Origin of the sequence: Pseudomonas rhodesiae, assembly GCF_007858255.1 — a bacterium.
Lineage (GTDB): Bacteria > Pseudomonadota > Gammaproteobacteria > Pseudomonadales > Pseudomonadaceae > Aquipseudomonas > Aquipseudomonas rhodesiae.
Genome location: NZ_VFEU01000009.1, coordinates 160,818 through 178,673, shown reverse-complemented (window position 1 = coordinate 178,673; position 17,856 = coordinate 160,818). Strand labels below are relative to the sequence as shown.

The following is a 17,856-nucleotide window of genomic DNA, read 5'->3' as shown; positions in this document are numbered from 1 at the left end:
CACGGGCGGCAGCGGACGACTGGTAGGGATGAGGGTAGTCTGAAAATACCCAATCGCCATGGCGTCGACGTGAGAGCAGTCAAGGCGATGTTTCACCCAAACCGGGGTCCACGCGCTCGCCGATATCCTTGAGGCGCGCCAGTTGGTCTACTACGCTGGGCGCTTCGTCCAGGCAACTGACGAAGGTCCACAGGTAAGTCATCACCGCATACACATGCCCGGCCTTCACCGCAGGGGAGAGCGCCAGCTGGGTAATCGCGACCACGAACAGCAAGGCCGCCAACAGCCCGATGGTGAGAAAGGCGACGGCCTCACGGTCTGACAAGCGAATGCGCAATCGCGACAGCACCCGGTAATGACGGCGTAGCGTATGAGCGCCGACTTGCTCCACTAGGCTGATTTCCTTTTCCAGTCGGTTGTTCAGGCGCTCATGCAGTCGTTGATTGCGCCGCGCAAAGCCTGGCACCACCATCAAACACAGCCCCAGCGCTCCAAGGCATGCCAGCCCGACCCAGGGTTCGATCGCCAGCAGCATGGCGGCGGCGCCAACGATGGAGACCAATGCGGTGGCAATCGTGGGCACGTGCTTCTCAAAGAAGTCCACAAATTCCCGTGCCAGTACCACTCTCGCGGCTGACTTGGAGGTGCTGTGGCGTTGCAGGCGCTGATTGAGGATCACCGGCACCGCAAGGTCAGCATAGATGCGGGTGAATGTTCGCGTATCCAATGCGCGTCTCGCCGCGCCGACTACCCAGAAACCCAGGACCACGGCGGCATAGAGCAGCGCGCTCTTGCCATCGCCACGAATAATGGCGTCCACGGCAAACCCCGCGAACAAGGGGTAAGCCAGCAGTAAGGCATTTTCCAGCGCCACCAGGGACAGGGTGCAAAACAACTTGCCGGGGTAGGCTTTGGCGATGGCTTTGAGCGTCTGGCTGGCCGATTGTTGGCCGATCTGGCGGCTGGGTTCGTTCAGTAATGGCGGTGTGACGGACGGCATGGGGCACCTGGTGTGCGTAACGTACGGGGTTGAGGCAGGGATGTACCGGCATACAGACCGCGCGTGATGTCGAGCAGGTAGCGTGTCTCTGCGGTCATCAATAACAGATCGGTTTGCACTTCTTCGATCACCATCTCCAGGATGATCAAGATGCAAATGGCCGGCGCCAGCAGCAGCCAGTGGTAGTAGCACTGGGTAAACAACGAGGCCACAACCCCGATGATCCACAGCGACAGCACCAGGCGCGGCGCGTGTTTTTGCAGGGGAATCCAGAAGCGCTGTAGTTTCTTGAGCTTAGCGCTGCAGCACTTTATGGAGTCTTCCAGTTGCGTCAGGTCAAGCATGGTCCGGTCGCGAATAGAGTTAGACATGGATGCAATCCGTGGGTGAATTACAACGGTGGTGTAGGTGGCCCGGTCAGCGCCTGCGCAGGCAACACGCGGTTCAGCCAGGCCAGATTGATATGTTTGACTTGCACCCATTTGCCGTTCTGGGGCGTTCCTTCGCAGCTTTTAAAAGCGATACAGCGTCCTTGTGTGTCCAGTAAGGCGAAATGGCGATAGCGTTCAACGCCCTTGAATCCGAGGACAAAAAAACACATGCCTGCACCTGGGGAGGTTGGGTTTCAGATAGCGACCGGTCGTTCTGGCCACGTCAGTTCGAACAGGCTGCCGCCACCCTCAAGATTGCGGCAGGTCACGCGGCCCTCGTGGGCCATGGCAATGGCGCGCACCACCGCCAGGCCCAGGCCGCTGCCGCCCTGGGCACGGGAGCGTGAGCTTTCCCCACGCTGGAATGGCTCGAAGATATGCGCGGCGAACGCTTCGTCGATGCCCGGGCCTGCATCCGCGACGCTCAAGGTATTGACGCCGTCCAGGCTGCCGAGGCTCACCGTGACGGTGCCTGGAGTGGCGTGCCGCTTGAGGTTGTCGAGCATGGCTAACAGGGCCTGACGTATGCGTGCGGGGTCGCAATGCACCGGTTGCCTGAGCAGGTCCATATGCAGGGTGAATCCGCAGGCTTGCAGGCCAGGTTCGAACAGACGCGCGTCAGCCTCAATCTCGTCGGCCAAGTCGGCCCGTTGGATATGCACATCCAGGTAACCATTGTCTGCCAGGCCCACGACCCGCAAGTCTTCGATCAGTCGGGTCAGGCCCTCGACCTGGCCCAGCAGGCTGTAGAACTGTGCTTGATCCGGAGGAAAGACCCCTTCGGCCAACCCTTGCAGGCGACCGCGCAGGATAGTCAGCGGGGTGCGCAGTTCATGGGCAATCGCGGCATTCCAGAATGACTGCTCTTGGGCCATGCGCTTCAAACGTGCGGCCATGCTGTTGAAGTCATCCACTAGCACGCTGGCCTCGGCCAATGCGCGATCGGACGTCGTCGCCCGGGCATCCAGGTCGCCGTCGGCAAGGCGGCGAAGGCTGGCCGCCACCGAGTTCAACGGCATCAGAATGCGCCGGGACAATTTGATCGCCACCACGGCCCCCACGGCCAGGCTAATTGTCGTGATCAGCGCCATCCACGCCCACTCCACCCCAGTGGGCAGCCACTCGTCCACATCGATATCCGTGGGTGGCCAGAACATCCAGAGCAGCGCGTAAAACACGTAGGAGCCGACGACCGCTAGGGCGATCACGCAGAGCACCACGGCAGACATCGACAGAATAATCTGCCGGCTCAAGCTATTGGCGGTCCTCATGGGTGGCTCCCAAACCGGTAACCCACCCCACGGATGCTCGCCGGCACACCTTGCAAGCCCAGGTCTTCGATCTTGCGGCGCAATTTGCTGATATGGCTGTCCACCGTACGCTCCAGGCTATCGCTCTCGGGCGAGCACAGCGCAAGCAACTCGGCGCGACTGAATACGCGCCTGGGGGCTTTGGCCAACTGCGCCAACAAGCGAAATTCCGTCGCGGTCAGGCTTAATGCGTGCTGTCGTGTGCCGATTCGCACGCTGACTTCATGGCTGTCGACGTCGATTTCAAAACCCTCCACCCGTAACACGCGCTGGCCGCTGCCATAGCCCTGGTCGCGGGAGCGGCGCAGGACCGCCTGGGTCCTGGCCACCACTTCGGCGGGGTTGAACGGTTTGACGATGTAGTCGTCGGCGCCGATGCGTAGCCCCATCAACTTGTCCATGTCCTGGTCCTGCGCGGTCAGCATGATCACCGGGGTGTTGCCACGGTGGCGGATCTCGGCCAGTACCATCCAGCCATCCAGTTGTGGCATCAACACGTCCAGCAGCACCAGGTCGGGCTTGAGGGCTTGATGCAGTTCCAGCGCGCGCCGCCCATCCAGGGCATGGACGGTCTGAAAGCCACTGCGCTTGAGGTAAGCGGCGAGGATGTCGGCGATTTGCGGCTCGTCTTCGGCGATCAATACCAGAGCCTGGGATTGAGTGGCGAAGTCCGCTGGTGTCGAAGTCAGGTGCGATTCAGTCATGGTCGGCTCGGTGGTGCGGTTCGATGGTCGCAGTATGGCCAATTACCAGGGGGCGACGAAGCCTACTGTGCATCACATGCGTGCGCTTTCATGGGAGGTTTTATGGAGGAATGATGGAGACGCGGGATTATTTGCGTATACGGTACTCAGCCAGGTTGGGCGCCGCACCCGAGGCTGCAGAGTGGCGCGAATACCGCTACGCTGGCGCGTCCCATCATAAACAGGAGAGTGTGATGCGTATCGAAGACCTGCCACGAGAAGGCGGTTGCCGCTGTAATCGCGTGCGTTTGCGCGTGGCCCATGCACCGGTGATGACCATGGCCTGTCATTGCACCGGCTGCCAAAAGATGAGCGCCAGTGCGTTCTCTTTGAGTGCGCTATTCACCGCGGATGCGTTTACCGTCACCCAAGGTTCCCCGGTGATCGGTGGCCTGCACGGCGCGGACCGCCATTACTGCTGCCCCCACTGTATGAGTTGGTTATTTACGCGCCCCCATGGCATCGACGGCTTCGTTAACGTGCGGACAACGATGTTGGACAGCGCGGCCGATTTTGCGCCGTTCATGGAGACCTGGACCTGCGAAAAGCTGCCCTGGGCGCTCACGCCGGCAGTCGAAAGCTTCGCGCAATTGCCCGCGCCCGAGGACTTTCCACGCTTGATGCAGGCCTATGCCGAGCTGACCTCGCACTGATCTCAGTCGATCAGCGCCAGCAGGTCGGTGTCGCCCACATCCTGGCCGGCCTGGGTCAGCAGGGTGGTTACCTGGCCTCGGTGGTGGGTCTGGTGATTGAAAAAATGCACGATGAGACTGGCGAATGGTTTGTTGGCGCCAACGCCGCGCATGTTGTGGTAGTGCAGGCGCTGATCGAGGTCGTTCTCGGTCAGGCTGTGAGCCCAATCGATAATCATCTGGTCCAGCCAGGCGCGCCGTGCGGACAATTCATGCAGGTCGGCGAAGGCCAGTTGTTTGAGGTCCGGGGGCAGGGCGACGCTGCTCAATGGGGCCAGCGCCGGGTAGTCGGCAGGGTGCTCGGCAAAGCGTTTGAGCCACACGGTGTCGCCCAGGATCAGGTGGTTGAGGGTGCCGAAGATCGAACCGAAAAACGCGTGACGGTCCATGCGTAAGTCAGCGTCGCTCAGCCTGCCGGCGGCGGCGTAGACCTTGCGGTTCATCCACTGATTGTAGGTGGCCAAGAGTGTGAAATGTTCGATGCGGTTCATGTGCCATGCCCGGGGGTGGAGGACCGAGCCATCATAGTGCTTGAGCAGCGTGCCTGCATCATCGGGCGCTTGGACGCTACCGCTTCAAATACCCTGCGCAGCGAGTACGGCCAGATAGATCAAGACCAGCCCGCACGTGGCATAACTGATGCGGTGCCATCGCACCGAGGCATGCTTGCGCATCAGGTTGACCAGCGCGGCGGTCAAGAAACACGACAACACCGAGGCGAGCATAAAACCGGCAAAGAACATCAGCGTCTGCCCATGGCTCGGCGTGGCGCCGACGATGCCGGACAAGGCGCTGCCCAGGGCGCCCCAATACACAATGTTTTTCGGGTTGGCCAGCGAGATCGCCGCGCCCACTGCCAGCGCATTCTGCCCGGAGCCGGCCGGGGCATTGTCCATGGCCGGCAAGCGCCAGGCGTCCAGCAGGCTGAGAACGCCGAGCCAGGCCAGGTACAGCGCGCAGATCACCGTCAGGGGCACACGCACGGCATCATGCTGGATCAACAGCGCAATGCCGGTTAGACCGATCACTGCCCATACCGCATCGCCCACCAGCGAGCCGACTTGCACCAGCAACGCCGGGATGAACCCGTGCAGCAAGCCACGGCGCAGGGTCTCGGCCAACACCGCACCGGGAGAGAGGCAAAAGACAAAACCGAATACCAGTGCGTAAAGAAAAATCGTCAGCATGCCCGCGTTCCCATCCAGTGATGGTCGGCAGTGTGCCGCCGCGTCGCACAGGTGTCTTGGATCAGATTGCGTTGTTCAGCGCTGCAGCACGTTTTGGTAGCGCCCCGGCGTGATGCCATAGGCGGCGCGAAAATGCCGATTGAGGTGGCTCTGATCGGCGAAGCCCAGGTCATGGGCGACCTGGCCGGCCGATACACCGTTGCGCAGTAAACCTTTGGCACGACGGGTGCGCAGTTGCATGGCCCATTGGCGCGGGCTGAGGCCCGTTTCTTTCTGGAAGGTGCGCAGCAGATGGAATTTGGACAGCCCCAGCTCATCACCCAACTGCTCCAGCGGCAGCGACTGATGCAACTGCTCGGCGAGCAATTCCTGGGCACGGCTGATCAGGCTGTTACCGGGGGCCGTGGCGCTGGGCAGGCGCACGCCGCTGAGGCTGACCACCTCGGCGAGCGCCAGGACCAGGGCGTCCTCGTTCAATTCCCGTATCAGCGCATCGGTACTCAAGGCGCCGTGCACCGCAGCCGCTAGGCTCTGGGCAAGGGCTGGCTGAAAGCACACGGCGCGATCGAATTCCACGTACGCCAGCCCCAGGTCGTGGGCCAGCTGATCCGCCGTGGCATACAGACTGACAAATTGCCAAGGCGCACCGTCAGCCGCGCCGCCGCCCTGGATTTGTCCGGGGTTGTACAGGGTGATGCTGCCCGGTCCGGCGACAAACTCACGCCGGTCGAGCCACACGTTTTCCTCGCCGATAAGATTCACGCCGATCACGCACTCGTCGTGGCTGTGGCGGGCGAAGTTCAAGCCCGTGCAGTGCGTACTGCTGATTTCGTAGCTGCCCAGCCAGGCGTGGTGCATGTCGTTCATTCAATCGACTCGGTAGAAAACGCAAGCTTGTGAGCATAACCGGGCCCGGTCGTTCAGATCGACCGTTGATTGACCCGCTGCGATAACTCGTCGGCACTTTCCTTGCGTTCCGAGTAGCGGTCGACGAGGTCCGGGCGATCGCGCAGCAGCACCGTGAACTTCACCAGTTCCTCCATCACATCCACAACGCGGTCATACAACGCCGAAGGCTTCATGCGGTCGTGTTCATCGAATTCCAGAAACGCCTTGGGCACCGAGGATTGATTGGGGATGGTGAACATGCGCATCCAGCGGCCCAGGACGCGAAGTTGGTTGACGGTGTTGAACGACTGCGAACCGCCGGACACTTGCATCACCGCCAGAGTCTTGCCCTGGGTAGGGCGCACGGCGCCCAGCGCCAGGGGAACCCAGTCGATTTGCGCCTTGAATACCGCGCTCATCGAACCGTGCCGCTCGGGCGAGCACCATACCTGGCCCTCGGACCACTGCATCAGCGTCAGCAATTCCTGGACCTTGGGGTGGTCGCTGGGAGCATCGTCCGGCAGCGGCAAACCGCTGGGGTTGAATATCCGGGTCTCAGCGCCGAAATGCTCCAGCAAGCGTGCAGCTTCCTCCACCAGCAAGCGGCTGAACGAGCGTGGCCGCGTCGAGCCATAGAGCAGCAAGATACGCGGCGCGGGGGACGGCCCAGTGTGAAGAGGGGGGGAAAGGCCAGCGTCGAGATTCGGCAGCGTGCTCATTGTTTGCTCCTGTCACAGTTGCGCAATGCGCTCCAGTTCAACCTTCAGTTCTGCCGGGCACAAACGCTCGAACGGCAATGCAAAAAACGCCCGGCAACGGCTTTCGATGGTTTCCAGGGTGGCCTGGAAGGCGGCATTGAGGTGTGCGTCATCACCGTCGACGTCGGACGGGTCCTCCAACCCCCAATGGGTTTTCATTGCCGGACCGAAGTACACCGGGCAGGCTTCGCCAGCGGCCTTGTCGCACACGGTGATCACCAGGTCCGGCGGGCTGTCTTCGAAGGCGTCGTTGCCCTTGCTGTACAAACCCTCGGTGCTGATACCGGCTGCTTGCAGCGTGCTCAGGCTGCGGGGCAGCACTTGTCCTTTGGGAAAGCTGCCGGAACTGACCGCTTGGAAACCTGCCGGCGCCAGGTGGTTGAACACGGCTTCGGACAAGATGCTGCGACAGCTGTTGGCGGTACACATAAACAGAACTTTCATGAAACGGCTCCTTCAGACACTCAAGCGCAAGGCGAGGGCGGCGAGGGTGATCAGCAGCACTGGCAAGGTCAGCACAATGCCGACTTTGAAGTAGTAACCCCAGGTGATGGTGATGCCTTTGCGCGCCAGGATATGCAGCCACAGCAACGTGGCCAGGCTGCCGATTGGGGTGATTTTCGGGCCGAGATCGCTGCCGATCACGTTGGCGTAGACCATCGCGTCCTTGACCACGCCCACCGCATGGCTGGACTCGATGGACAGCGCGCCGATCAGCACCGTCGGCAGGTTATTCATCGCCGATGACAGCAGTGCCGTCAGTACCCCCGTGCCCATGGCCGCACCCCACACGCCATAGGTGGCGAAGGTATCGAGCCAGGTGGCCAGGTAAGTAGTGAGACCGGCATTGCGCAGGCCATAGACCACCAGATACATGCCCAGGGAAAAAATCACGATCTGCCACGGTGCCTCTTTGAGCACTTTGCGTGTGGAGATCTTGTGGCCCTTGGCGGCGATTACCAGCAGGAGCACGGCGCACACGGCGGAAATCGCGCTGATGGGGATGCCCAACGGTTCCAGGGCAAAACAGCCGACCAGCAGAATGCCCAGCACCCACCAGCCGGCGCGGAACGTGGCGCGGTCGTGGATCGCGCTGACGGGCTCATCCAGGTCGGCCGGGTCGTAGCTCTGGGGAATATCCCGGCGGAAAAACCACAGCAGCACCGCCAGCGTAGCCGCGACGCTGACCAGGTTGACCGGCACCATCACCGCCGCGTATTGGTTGAAACCGATCTTGAAGTAGTCGGCCGAAACGATATTCACCAGGTTCGATACCACCAACGGCAGGCTCGCGGTGTCGGCAATAAAGCCCGCGCCCATCACGAACGCCAGGGTCGCCGCCGGCGAAAAGCGCAGTGCCAACAGCATCGACATCACGATGGGCGTAAGGATCAGCGCCGCGCCGTCGTTGGCGAACAGCGCCGACACCAGCGCGCCGAGCAGCACCATATACGCAAACAGACGTCGGCCGCGCCCACGGCCCCAACGCGCCACATGCAAGGCGGCCCAGGCGAAGAAGCCGGCCTCATCGAGCAGCAGGCTGATGATGATCAACGCAACAAAGGTACCGGTGGCGTTCCAGATGATGTGCCACACCACCGGGATATCCGCCAGGCTGATGACACCGCACGCCAAGGCCAGGATCGCACCGAGGCTGGCGCTCCAGCCGACGCCGAGGCCTTTGGGTTGCCAGATAACCAGCACGATGGTGAACAGAAAAATGGCGATTGCGACAAGCATGAATTAACGCTCCGATGGCTCAGCAGCAGTTGCTGGCCCGTTGTGGTCTGTCGCCCATTGCACCCAGACGCTGCGCGTCGTCGTGCAACCATGGCTGGTTGGCTTGCAACGTAGTGGTCAGCACCTGATGCACCCAGTCGGGCAGTGCCGGATTGAGACGGTAGTAGATCCACTGGCCTTGGCGACGGTCCACCAGCAACCCGCCGCTGCGCAATTGCGCAAGGTGCCGGGAAATTTTCGGCTGACTGTCGCCCAGAGCATGGATCAGTTCGCACACGCAAAGTTCGCCTTCGCGCAGGATCAACAACGTCAGGCGGGCACGGGTAGCGTCGGCCAGGCATTTGAACAGTTCGGGAGGAGACAGGAGGTCTGACATGGTTCCATCCGCATATACGTTTATTCGAATATACGTATTTCCATATGTTTCGGTCAAATCTTGTTTCGATTGATGTGGATCAAGTTCATGAAGATCAACCACAAGTGTTTGAAATTAAAATGAAACACTCATGTCTTAGAGTGCCTCCCCATTGCAGATGAAGGAAGACCCCGCGTGACCCGAGCCACTCGCAACCTGCGCAAAACCCTGGATTCCGTCGCGGAAAATAACGAAACCGCGGCGTTCGATCTGATGCGCGCCGTGGAAAAACTCGGCGACGAGGTGTTGCGTCAACGCTTGCTCAACACCATTCACCGGCTCAACCAAGATGCCTACGAGTTGCGCGAAGCGCGGGATTCGGTGGAACAGGTGTCCGTGAAGCTCGCCTGAGCAATATCGTTCAAGACAGGCGCGTCGGCGCGCTGGCATGCTTGGCGACTGTCCGTCGATGAGCCGTTTTTATGCCTGCTGCCTTACCCCGTTATGCGTTCGCGCGCGGTGCGATCGCCGTTATTCCGTTATCCCTGGCCTGCGCGCCGTGGGGGCTGCTCGCCGGCTCCATGGCCATCGATGCGCAATTCACCCCGTTGCAAGCCCAGGGGCTGTCGACCATCGTGTTCGCCGGCGCTGCGCAGTTGGTGGCCATCGGTATGGTCAAAAGTGGCGCCAGCCTGATATCGATCGTACTGACCACCTTGCTGCTGACCTCTCAGCATTTGCTCTACGGCATGCACCTGCGGCCAGTGCTTTCTCCTTTAAGTACCCGCTGGCGTATCAGCTTGGGGTTCTTGCTGACCGATGAGTTCTTCGCGTTGGTCAGCCGCTATGACCGCCAGACCTTCAATCGCTGGTACGCCCTGGGCGTGGGGCTGACCTTCTATATCATCTGGAACCTGTTCACCCTGGCCGGCATTGTGCTGGGCAAGAGCATTCCGGGCCTGGACCAGCTAGGGCTCGAATTTTCGATTGCCGCGACCTTCATCGCGTTGATAACCCCGGTGGTGCGCGATGTACCGACGGTGGTGTGCGTGGCGGTGGCGTTGCTGTGCTCGGTCTGGCTGAGTTTTTTGCAGTGGGAGTCGGCCGTGGTGGTGTCGGGTTTGCTGGGCATGAGCGCCGGGTTTGCCTGTAAGCGACTGGGGGTAGGGCAGCGATGATTTACCTGATGATTGTGGCCATGGGCCTGGTGGTGTTCTTCAACCGCTATCTGTTTATCGAGCCGCGTCTGCCGGTGCGCCTTAATCGCGGTGCGCGAGAGTTTCTAGGGTTTGCGGTGCCGGGCATGCTGACGGCGATCTGCGGGCCGATTATTTTCCTGGCCGATCATCACCTCAACCTGAGCCCGACCAATCCGTATTGGCTCGCCGGCCTCTGCGCGGTGGGGTTGATGGTCTGGACGCGCAATGTGCTGCTCACCGTGTTGCTGAGCATGGCGGTGTTCTATTTGCTGCGCTGGTGGCTTTAAAACCCAGGCGAAAAAAAGCCCGCGGGAGAGCGGGCAGAAGGAAGACTTCATAAAAATGAGCCCGGCCAGTGTAGGTGGCTACGGCGCGTATCACAGTGAAGATAAATTTATCCTGCCAAAGCAAAGCGGCCCCAATCGGGGCCGCTTCAGGGCATCAGTTTTTTGCGTTGAGCTTGCGCAGCTCTTCGTAGGTGGCCGACTGGACGAACCAGAAGCCGGAAATGATGCACCACGTCAACGTTCCCCCGACCAGAACCGCCAGGCCCGACAGGAAGCTGGCGCTGAACATCGACACCAGACCGATCAACCAGACGAAGGCCAGGGCGATGTACAAAACCGTGTTGTTAACGCTGATAACGAAATCTTTCATGACGCTTCCTTGTAGAAAATAACCGGTCGACCTCTTCAGTGAAGCCGACCGCGGCATCATAGTGCCATGTTTATGCCGATGCCACTCCAACCTCGATCAGGCACCACCAGAGCTACCTAATAGTCTTTGGCGGGTGCCCGTAAATGGTAGAGTCGCGTTTTTTCCAAGGAAGCGATGGCATGCGGAACGTGGTATTGGGCGCATTGGCACTGGCGGTACTGAGCGGTTGCGCGGGTTCGAAGATGAACGAGGCGCGCACCGGCGCACCCTACAAAACCCTGGCATCGGACAAGGCCACATTGGTGGTTGCCGAATGCATTCAGTTCGGCTGGCAGGATGAAAGCGTATTCGGCGTGGATGCCGGTGGCTTCAAGGAACCGAGCGAGGCGGGTGGTTTCACCGTGTACACCACCGGCGGCGATTACTTCGTCGACATTCAGAGCGTAGGCGCAGGTTCCAGCGTCAAGTACTACGCCGCCGAAGACACGATGCCCGCCAAGCGTCGCTTGGCCGCGCTGGCGACCTGTCTGTAGTCCCTTGCCTTAGTCATATTCGGAAACGCCCGGCGGGACAGGCGTTGGGCATTGGCTTATGATTCACCTCGCTCGCCCGGGGTGATGGCTCTTTACCAGTACACGGACGTCGAGGCCGTCGCGCCGGGCGAGCATCCTCCCTTTATCAGCGTGGCATGTAGCCCAAGTGCCAACGCCGCGGGATCTTCAACGACACCAACCCCAACACCGCCGCCAATGCAGCGCTGACCCACAGCGCGCGCAGGCCCATGTGCTGCTGCAACACTGCACCGATCACGGCGCCGACAAACATGCCGCCCCATGGGATCAGTTGCACCCTCCAACCGCTGCGACGTTCGCCCAGCAGCCAACGGCCCAGCCCGCGACCGAAACGCGAAAGTGCGCCGGTCACATAGGTCAGGCCCACCGGCAGACCATTCACTTCCTCGACCGCCGCGTTAAGCATGCCCATGGCCACGATGGCAGCCAGTAGCGCGGGCAACATGTCTTCGAATGGCCAAAAGGCGCCGCAGCACAGCAGCGCAGCGATATACAGCAGCAGCGGCAGGGCGTGGCGCCGGCTGAATCGGCTGACCACGATCCCCAGCGCGTTCCCCAGAACAAAGGTGGCGACCAGCAACAGTAGTCGTACGGTCAGGCTGTGGTCGCCGGCGCCAATAGCCACCGCCAGGCGAGTGGTGTTACCGCTCATGAACGAAACGAAGTCGCCGCTGGCCATAAAGCCAATGGCATCCGTCATACCCGCCAGCACCGATAAGCTGCCCACCAGCATCATGCCGATGCGGCCTCGCCATAAGCGTCGATGAGCCAGTGCAGCGTTGGCGTACGGTTTGCGGGGCGGGGGCAGCATGGGCGCGGGTTCCTCGGTGAGATTATCCGGCCACTACGGTAGGACGCTTTGACCTTACGCGCAATGATCTCAGACAGCTTCCAGGCACCATCCTGTGGATGTCCACTGCAACCGATGGGTCGGGCCGATGGCCCGGACAAACGCCTCGTCATGGGATACCACCACCAATGCGCCCGCAAACCCTTGCAACGCGTGTTCGAAGGCAAGCACCGACTCCAGGTCCAAGTGGTTGGTCGGTTCGTCCAGCAACAATAATTGCGCCGGGATTTCACGCCACAGGGCAATCGCCATCGCGGCCTTTAAACGCTCGCCACCGCTGAGCTGCGCGACCGGCTGAGTCACACGCACGGCGTTCAGTTGCAGCAAAGCCAGGCGAGTACGCAGCTCGCCTTCGGCCAGCGGCGTTTCGAGCAGATTGAGGTGTTCGATAACCGAGCGTCGGTCCTCCAGAAAGGCCAGTTGCTGATCGATGTAGGCGGTGGGCACCGGCACACAACACTCACCTCTGACCGGGTGGGAATCGCCCGCCAGCACTTTGAGCAAGGTGGATTTGCCGCAACCGTTAGGGCCCTGCACGATTACTCGCACGGGGCCCGTCAAACTGAGCGTCAGTGCGGGTGTATGCAACCATGGTAGGCATGCATCCACCAACCTCAGCACCAGCCGCCCCTTAGGCACCGTCGACGCCGGCAAGGCGATCAATGTCGGCGACTGTTCCTCCACGCGCTCATGGGCTTGGCGGACTTGAGTATCCAGTTGTTGTTTACGCGCGTATTGCTCACTGCGCACGCTGCTGACCACTTCGCTGGCGGTGCGCTTCCAGCGCGCCTGGGTAAACCGGTCCACATTCGCAGTTTGTGCGTGCTGGTGAGCACGGGCGGCATTGCGTTGCAGTGTATCGTGGTCCTTTCGTAGGCGACGGCGTTCGCGACTGCGCTCCAGGCGCGCCTGTTCCAATGCCGCGACGGCGGCCTGTTGCTCGGCGTCGCGTTGCCGGCGATAAGTCTCGTAATTACCGCCATAGACGAGAAGACCGAGGGGCGACACTTCGACGATGCGCCCCAGGCTATCGAGCAAGGGCCGATCGTGACTGACCACCACCAAGCCGCCGCGCCACTGGCCCAGCGCTCGCATCAGCCAGGCGCGGCCATCGCTGTCGAGGTGGTTGGTGGGCTCGTCGAGCACCAGCACCTGTGGCGACGCCAACAGGGCGCCAATCAGCACTACCCGCGCCAGTTGGCCGCCACTGAGTTGTTCGGCTGATGAATCCGCCGCCAGTGACGCCAGACCGGCTTCATCCAGGGCCCCGCGCAGACGTTCGGCCAGATCCCAGCGATTGTCGATCAGGTCAAAATCGTCGATGTGCGCCGCGCCCGCAGCCATGCGTTCCAGCGCTGCCAGCACGTTGGCAGTGCCGCTAAGATCGGCAACGCTCATTCCCGGATTGACCACCACCCGTTGCGGCACATAGACCGCGCTGGCCGAGCGGGAGATCGAGCCGGATGACGGCACAAGCACCCCGGCGATCAATTGCGCGAGCACGCTTTTGCCACGGCCATTGCGTCCCACAATACCGGTGGAGGTGTGATCGATGGACAGGTTCAAGTCAGCCAGCAAGGTTTCGCCATTGGCGAACTGGAAGGTAACGTGTTGCAGGGAAATCATTGCGGGCAGCCGTTTGACGTGAGTCATCAGCACCTCCAAAAAAATGTCGGACAGGCCAACTAGCGCGCGTTGCGCTGGTTGCGGATACATTTTGGAAGGCTTAGTGGTTCACGTCGGCGGTCGTCCTAGAGAACAGGAGGGCGGCAGAGCCTAACCTGCCTTGGCCTTTTGCGGCAAGTCGGCCGCCAGTCGTTCCAGGAACATCGCCAGTGCAACTTCCTCGGCTTTCAAGCCTTTGCGCACTCGAGGCTTGGGCAATTTCGACAACTCGCCAAGGCTGAAATGCTCCAGCACCGCCGGGTGGATGTAACACTTGCGGCACACCGCCGGAGTATTGCCCAGCTGTTTGGCGACATCCTTGACCATCGATACCACATGGCGCTTGGCATCGGATTCGGGCTGCCACTCCAACTCGCGCAGCACCGCCAACGCCATGGCGGTGCCGGCCCAGGTGCGGTAGTCCTTGGCGGTGAAGTCTTCGCCGGTGAGGCTGTGCAGATAGGCATTCACATCATGAGAGCTGACCGTGTGGCGCTCGCCGTTCTCGTCCAAGTACTGGAACAGGTTCTGTCCCGGCAATTCCATGCAGCGTTTCACCACATTTGCCAGGCGCCGGTCCTTCACGCTGAGCTGGTGCTCGACGCCGCTCTTGCCGCGAAACTGGAATTGGATTTCGCTGCCTTTGACGTCCACATGACGGTTGTGCAGGGTGGTCAAGCCATAGGATTTGTTGTCGCGGGCGTATTGGGTATTGCCGACGCGGATCAGGGTGGCGTCCAGCAACATCACCACCGTAGCCAGGACTTTCTCGCGGGTGAAACCGGACTCGGCCAGTTGTGCTTCCAGCTGCTTGCGCAGTTTTGGCAGGGCATTGCCGAAGGCTTGCAAGCGCGCGTACTTGTCGGTGTCGCGCACTTCGCGCCAGCGCGTGTGGTAGCGGTATTGCTTGCGCCCACGGGCGTCGCGGCCGGTGGCTTGCAGGTGGCCGCGCGGGTCGGCGCAGATCCACACGTCGGTGTAGGCCGGTGGCACTGCCAGGGCGTTGAGACGATGGATCTCTTCGGCATCGGTGATGCGTTCGCCCTTGGGGTCGAAGTACTGGAATTTGCCGCGCACTTTCTTGCGGCGAATGCCCGGCTGGGTGTCATCAACGTAATGCAAGTCGCGAGGCAGGTCGGCGGGCAGCGCGGAGTCGGGCATGGGTCAGGTTCCTTGGCAACAAAATCAGGCCGGTATGTCTGATGGACCGCAGCTGTGTGCGGTCGTGCCAAAAGGTTTGCTAGGCCAGCACCGCCACGGCCTTGATCTGCGCCCACAGAGCCTGACCGGGATGCAATTGCAACTGATCGCGGGAAAACCGTGTGATGCGCGCCAGTAACGGTGTGCCACCGGCGTCCAGGCGCACCAGTACATGGGCGCTATTGTCCGCGGCGATTTCCTCGGTAACGGTCACTGGCAAACGGTTGAGGATGCTGCTGTGTTCTTCGGCCTGCAGGCTGAGGCTCACGTCACGAGCCTGCACCTTGACCCGCAGGGCCTGGCCGACGCCCAGCGGTGCGTGGGCCACGCGCATGGTCGAGGCGCTGCCCGGCAACTGCAACGTGAGTAATTGGTAGTGCGCATCGTAGGCAGTGACCACGCCGTCGATCACCACACCCGCTTCATCGCCACGCGCCAATGGCAGGTCCAGGCGTGCCAGCGTGACGCCGATGGGACCGCTGGCCAAGGCTTTGCCGTCGCTGAGCAGCACGATGTGATCGGCCAGGCGCGCCACCTCATCCTGGGCATGGCTGACGTACAGCACCGGAATGTCTAACTCGTCGTGCAGGCGTTCCAGGTACGGCAGGATTTCGCTTTTGCGCTGGCTGTCGAGGGCGGCCAGGGGCTCATCCATCAGCAGTAAGCGCGGGCTGGTAAGCAGAGCGCGGGCGATGCCGATGCGCTGGCGCTCGCCGCCGGACAGGTGCTGCGGGTGACGTTCGAGCAAGTGGCCGATGCCCAGCAGTTCGGTGGCCTGAGCCATGTCCACCCGCCGCTGCGCGCGCGGTGTGCGCTTGAGGCCGAAGGCCAGGTTGGCGCGCACCGACAAATGCGCAAACAGGCTCGCTTCCTGGAACACATACCCCAAAGGACGCTGGTGCGGTGGTACGAATAGGCCGCTGCGGCTGTCTTGCCAGACCTCATCGTTGATCCGCACAAAGCCGTCGCCGGCCCGCTCCAACCCGGCGATGCAGCGCAGGCAAGTGGTCTTGCCCGAGCCGGAATGCCCGTAAAGCGCAGTGACGCCGCGCCCGGGCAAGTGCAGGTCCACATCGAGGGCAAAGCCGGAGTACGACAGTTGCAGGCGTATTTCCATCATCGATATCAGTTCCAGCCCATGTTGGTTTTACGGCTGGAGTAGAGCGCCAGCAACACAAAGAAGGCGAACACCACCATGGCGCCGGCCAGCCAATGGGCCTGGGCGTATTCCATGGCTTCGACATGGTCATAGATCTGCACCGACACCACGCGCGTCTTGTCCGGAATATTGCCGCCGATCATCAGCACCACACCGAATTCACCCACGGTGTGGGCAAAACCCAGAATGGAAGCGGTGACAAACCCTGGCCGCGCCAGGGGCAGGATGACGCTGAAGAACGTGTCCCACGGCCCGGCGCGCAGTGTTGCAGCGACTTCCAAAGGCCGCGTGCCGATGGCCGAAAAAGCGTTTTGCAACGGCTGCACCACAAACGGCAGGGAATAGATCACCGAGCCGATCACCAGCCCGGCGAAGCTGAATGTCAGGGTGCCCAGCCCCAGCCACTGGGTGAACTGGCCGAAGTAACCGTTGGGCCCCATGCTCAGTAGCAGGTAAAAGCCGATCACCGTCGGTGGCAGCACCAGGGGCAGGGCGACGATCGCCCCCACCGGCCCGCGCCACCAGGAGCGCGTACGTGACAGCCACAGGGCAATCGGAGTGCCGATGACCAGCAGGATCACGGTGGTCAGTGATGCCAGTTTGATGGTCAACCAGATCGCGGAAAAGTCGGCACTCGATAGGGGCATTTACAGCTCGTAACCGTAGGATTTGATAACAGCAGCGGCTTTCGGCCCTTTGAGGTATTCGACCAGCGCTTTGGCAGCGGCGCTGTCTTTGCCTTTGTTGAGGATCACCGCGTCCTGTTTGATCGGGTCATGCAAGGCCGCGGGGACGATCCACGCCGAACCGCGGGTGACTTTGCCGTCTTTATATATCTGCGACAAGGCCACAAAGCCCAGCTCGGCGTTGCCAGTGGAAACGAACTGATAGGCCTGGGTGATGTTCTGGCCTTCGACGAGCTTGTCCTTGACCTGGTCGCTCAGGCCCTGTTTGGCCAATACCTGGGTGGCGGCCAGGCCATAGGGCGCGGCTTTGGGGTTGGCGATGGACAAGTGCTTGAACTGATTGCGTTTTAACACCTCACCGTTGGCATCGACATAGCCAGCTTGAGGCGACCACAGCGCCAAGGTGCCCACGGCGTAGGTGAAGCGCGAGCCTTTGACTGTATCGCCTTCGTTTTCGAGTTTCTGTGGGGTGCTGTCGTCGGCGCTGAGGAACACTTCAAAGGGCGCGCCGTTCTTGATCTGGGTGTAGAACTGGCCGGTGGCACCGTAGGACGCGACCAGTTTATGGCCGGTGTCCTGTTCGAAGCTGGCGGCCAGCGCCTGGATCGGTGCGGTGAAATTGGCCGCCACCGCCACTTGGACTTCATCGGCGTGGGCCGAGCCGAACACGAGGGCGGTAGCCAGTACGGCCAGGCGTGAGGCATGAATCAGCATGAAGCAGCTCCTTGGAATGCACGGCGTGGGTAATCGCTATGTACGGGACT

The 17,856-nt window shown here is 61.3% G+C and carries 24 protein-coding genes; 5 read left to right on the top strand and 19 right to left on the bottom strand.

Features of this window, described 5'->3' with window-relative positions:
• Positions 1 to 79: 79 nt before the first annotated feature.
• From FIV35_RS15905 to FIV35_RS15885, 5 genes are read right to left on the bottom strand one after another with little or no spacing between them, the layout of a single operon-like run.
• A complete protein-coding gene (locus FIV35_RS15905; RefSeq protein ID WP_034138023.1) occupies positions 80 to 1,000 on the bottom strand; it encodes an ABC transporter six-transmembrane domain-containing protein in 921 nt (306 codons plus the stop codon).
• Positions 973 to 1,371, bottom strand: coding sequence for a hypothetical protein (locus FIV35_RS15900; protein WP_034138024.1), 399 nt, complete (start codon positions 1,369 to 1,371; stop codon positions 973 to 975). Before FIV35_RS15900 ends, FIV35_RS15905 begins: the two co-directional genes overlap by 28 nt.
• Positions 1,372 to 1,391: 20 nt before the next feature.
• Positions 1,392 to 1,601 (bottom strand): hypothetical protein, encoded by a 210-nt coding sequence (locus tag FIV35_RS15895; protein WP_034138025.1) that lies wholly within the window; start codon positions 1,599 to 1,601, stop codon positions 1,392 to 1,394.
• Positions 1,602 to 1,625: 24 nt separating this feature from the next.
• Positions 1,626 to 2,702 (bottom strand): ATP-binding protein, encoded by a 1,077-nt coding sequence (locus FIV35_RS15890; RefSeq protein WP_034138026.1) that lies wholly within the window; start codon positions 2,700 to 2,702, stop codon positions 1,626 to 1,628.
• The gene (locus FIV35_RS15885; protein ID WP_083377870.1) at positions 2,699 to 3,445 is read right to left on the bottom strand and encodes a response regulator; all 747 of its coding nucleotides are present in this window, start codon (positions 3,443 to 3,445) and stop codon (positions 2,699 to 2,701) included. Before FIV35_RS15885 ends, FIV35_RS15890 begins: the two co-directional genes overlap by 4 nt.
• 233 nt (positions 3,446 to 3,678) lie before the next feature.
• Here FIV35_RS15885 and FIV35_RS15880 point away from each other — a divergent pair, with 233 nt between their 5' ends.
• Positions 3,679 to 4,137 (top strand): GFA family protein, encoded by a 459-nt coding sequence (locus FIV35_RS15880; RefSeq protein ID WP_034138028.1) that lies wholly within the window; start codon positions 3,679 to 3,681, stop codon positions 4,135 to 4,137.
• 2 nt (positions 4,138 to 4,139) lie between these two features.
• Here the strand turns inward: FIV35_RS15880 and FIV35_RS15875 are convergent, their stop codons facing one another.
• The 7 genes from FIV35_RS15875 to FIV35_RS15845 all read right to left on the bottom strand — a co-directional run bounded on the left by FIV35_RS15875 (position 4,140) and on the right by FIV35_RS15845 (position 9,125).
• Entirely contained in the window at positions 4,140 to 4,667 is a 528-nt protein-coding gene (locus FIV35_RS15875) for a DinB family protein (RefSeq protein WP_034138029.1), read from the bottom strand.
• Positions 4,668 to 4,751: 84 nt separating this feature from the next.
• The gene (locus FIV35_RS15870; protein ID WP_034138030.1) at positions 4,752 to 5,363 is read right to left on the bottom strand and encodes a LysE family transporter; all 612 of its coding nucleotides are present in this window, start codon (positions 5,361 to 5,363) and stop codon (positions 4,752 to 4,754) included.
• Positions 5,364 to 5,438: 75 nt separating this feature from the next.
• Complete coding sequence (locus FIV35_RS15865) at positions 5,439 to 6,230, bottom strand: AraC family transcriptional regulator (RefSeq protein ID WP_034138031.1); 792 nt, start codon at positions 6,228 to 6,230, stop codon at positions 5,439 to 5,441.
• Positions 6,231 to 6,283: 53 nt separating this feature from the next.
• Complete coding sequence (gene arsH / locus FIV35_RS15860) at positions 6,284 to 6,970, bottom strand: arsenical resistance protein ArsH (RefSeq protein WP_034138032.1); 687 nt, start codon at positions 6,968 to 6,970, stop codon at positions 6,284 to 6,286.
• Positions 6,971 to 6,982: 12 nt separating this feature from the next.
• On the bottom strand, positions 6,983 to 7,453 hold the full coding sequence (locus FIV35_RS15855) for an arsenate reductase ArsC (protein WP_034138033.1): 471 nt from the start codon (positions 7,451 to 7,453) through the stop codon (positions 6,983 to 6,985).
• A gap of 12 nt (positions 7,454 to 7,465) precedes the next feature.
• Entirely contained in the window at positions 7,466 to 8,749 is a 1,284-nt protein-coding gene (locus FIV35_RS15850) for an arsenic transporter (protein ID WP_034138034.1), read from the bottom strand.
• Positions 8,750 to 8,768: 19 nt separating this feature from the next.
• On the bottom strand, positions 8,769 to 9,125 hold the full coding sequence (locus FIV35_RS15845) for a metalloregulator ArsR/SmtB family transcription factor (RefSeq protein WP_034098032.1): 357 nt from the start codon (positions 9,123 to 9,125) through the stop codon (positions 8,769 to 8,771).
• A 174-nt stretch (positions 9,126 to 9,299) separates the two neighbouring features.
• On the opposite strand from FIV35_RS15845, the gene FIV35_RS15840 reads away from it, so the two are divergent.
• The 3 genes from FIV35_RS15840 to FIV35_RS15830 all read left to right on the top strand — a co-directional run bounded on the left by FIV35_RS15840 (position 9,300) and on the right by FIV35_RS15830 (position 10,590).
• Complete coding sequence (locus FIV35_RS15840; RefSeq protein WP_003191339.1) at positions 9,300 to 9,515, top strand: hypothetical protein; 216 nt, start codon at positions 9,300 to 9,302, stop codon at positions 9,513 to 9,515.
• 71 nt (positions 9,516 to 9,586) lie between these two features.
• The gene (locus tag FIV35_RS15835) at positions 9,587 to 10,282 is read left to right on the top strand and encodes an AzlC family ABC transporter permease (RefSeq protein WP_034138035.1); all 696 of its coding nucleotides are present in this window, start codon (positions 9,587 to 9,589) and stop codon (positions 10,280 to 10,282) included.
• The gene (locus FIV35_RS15830) at positions 10,279 to 10,590 is read left to right on the top strand and encodes an AzlD domain-containing protein (protein ID WP_034138036.1); all 312 of its coding nucleotides are present in this window, start codon (positions 10,279 to 10,281) and stop codon (positions 10,588 to 10,590) included. Before FIV35_RS15835 ends, FIV35_RS15830 begins: the two co-directional genes overlap by 4 nt.
• Before the next feature lie 154 nt (positions 10,591 to 10,744).
• On the opposite strand, the gene FIV35_RS15825 is transcribed toward FIV35_RS15830, so the two are convergent.
• Positions 10,745 to 10,960 (bottom strand): hypothetical protein, encoded by a 216-nt coding sequence (locus FIV35_RS15825; RefSeq protein ID WP_034098026.1) that lies wholly within the window; start codon positions 10,958 to 10,960, stop codon positions 10,745 to 10,747.
• A 179-nt stretch (positions 10,961 to 11,139) separates the two neighbouring features.
• Here FIV35_RS15825 and FIV35_RS15820 point away from each other — a divergent pair, with 179 nt between their 5' ends.
• Complete coding sequence (locus tag FIV35_RS15820) at positions 11,140 to 11,493, top strand: hypothetical protein (protein ID WP_034113797.1); 354 nt, start codon at positions 11,140 to 11,142, stop codon at positions 11,491 to 11,493.
• 145 nt (positions 11,494 to 11,638) lie between these two features.
• Here FIV35_RS15820 and FIV35_RS15815 read toward each other — a convergent pair whose 3' ends face one another.
• The 6 genes from FIV35_RS15815 to modA all read right to left on the bottom strand — a co-directional run bounded on the left by FIV35_RS15815 (position 11,639) and on the right by modA (position 17,806).
• Positions 11,639 to 12,343 carry a YoaK family protein gene (locus FIV35_RS15815; RefSeq protein ID WP_034138037.1) on the bottom strand — a complete coding sequence of 235 codons (705 nt, stop codon included), beginning with the start codon at positions 12,341 to 12,343 and terminating at the stop codon, positions 11,639 to 11,641.
• 69 nt (positions 12,344 to 12,412) lie between these two features.
• Entirely contained in the window at positions 12,413 to 14,035 is a 1,623-nt protein-coding gene (locus FIV35_RS15810; RefSeq protein WP_034138147.1) for an ATP-binding cassette domain-containing protein, read from the bottom strand.
• A 123-nt stretch (positions 14,036 to 14,158) separates the two neighbouring features.
• The gene (locus FIV35_RS15805; RefSeq protein ID WP_034138038.1) at positions 14,159 to 15,208 is read right to left on the bottom strand and encodes a DNA topoisomerase IB; all 1,050 of its coding nucleotides are present in this window, start codon (positions 15,206 to 15,208) and stop codon (positions 14,159 to 14,161) included.
• A gap of 79 nt (positions 15,209 to 15,287) precedes the next feature.
• Positions 15,288 to 16,367, bottom strand: coding sequence for a molybdenum ABC transporter ATP-binding protein (modC, locus tag FIV35_RS15800; RefSeq protein WP_034138039.1), 1,080 nt, complete (start codon positions 16,365 to 16,367; stop codon positions 15,288 to 15,290).
• A 5-nt stretch (positions 16,368 to 16,372) separates the two neighbouring features.
• Positions 16,373 to 17,053 carry a molybdate ABC transporter permease subunit gene (gene modB / locus FIV35_RS15795; RefSeq protein ID WP_034138040.1) on the bottom strand — a complete coding sequence of 227 codons (681 nt, stop codon included), beginning with the start codon at positions 17,051 to 17,053 and terminating at the stop codon, positions 16,373 to 16,375.
• Positions 17,054 to 17,806: a molybdate ABC transporter substrate-binding protein gene (gene modA / locus FIV35_RS15790; RefSeq protein WP_034138041.1), complete on the bottom strand. Its 753-nt coding sequence runs from the start codon at positions 17,804 to 17,806 to the stop codon at positions 17,054 to 17,056.
• Positions 17,807 to 17,856: the final 50 nt, after the last annotated feature.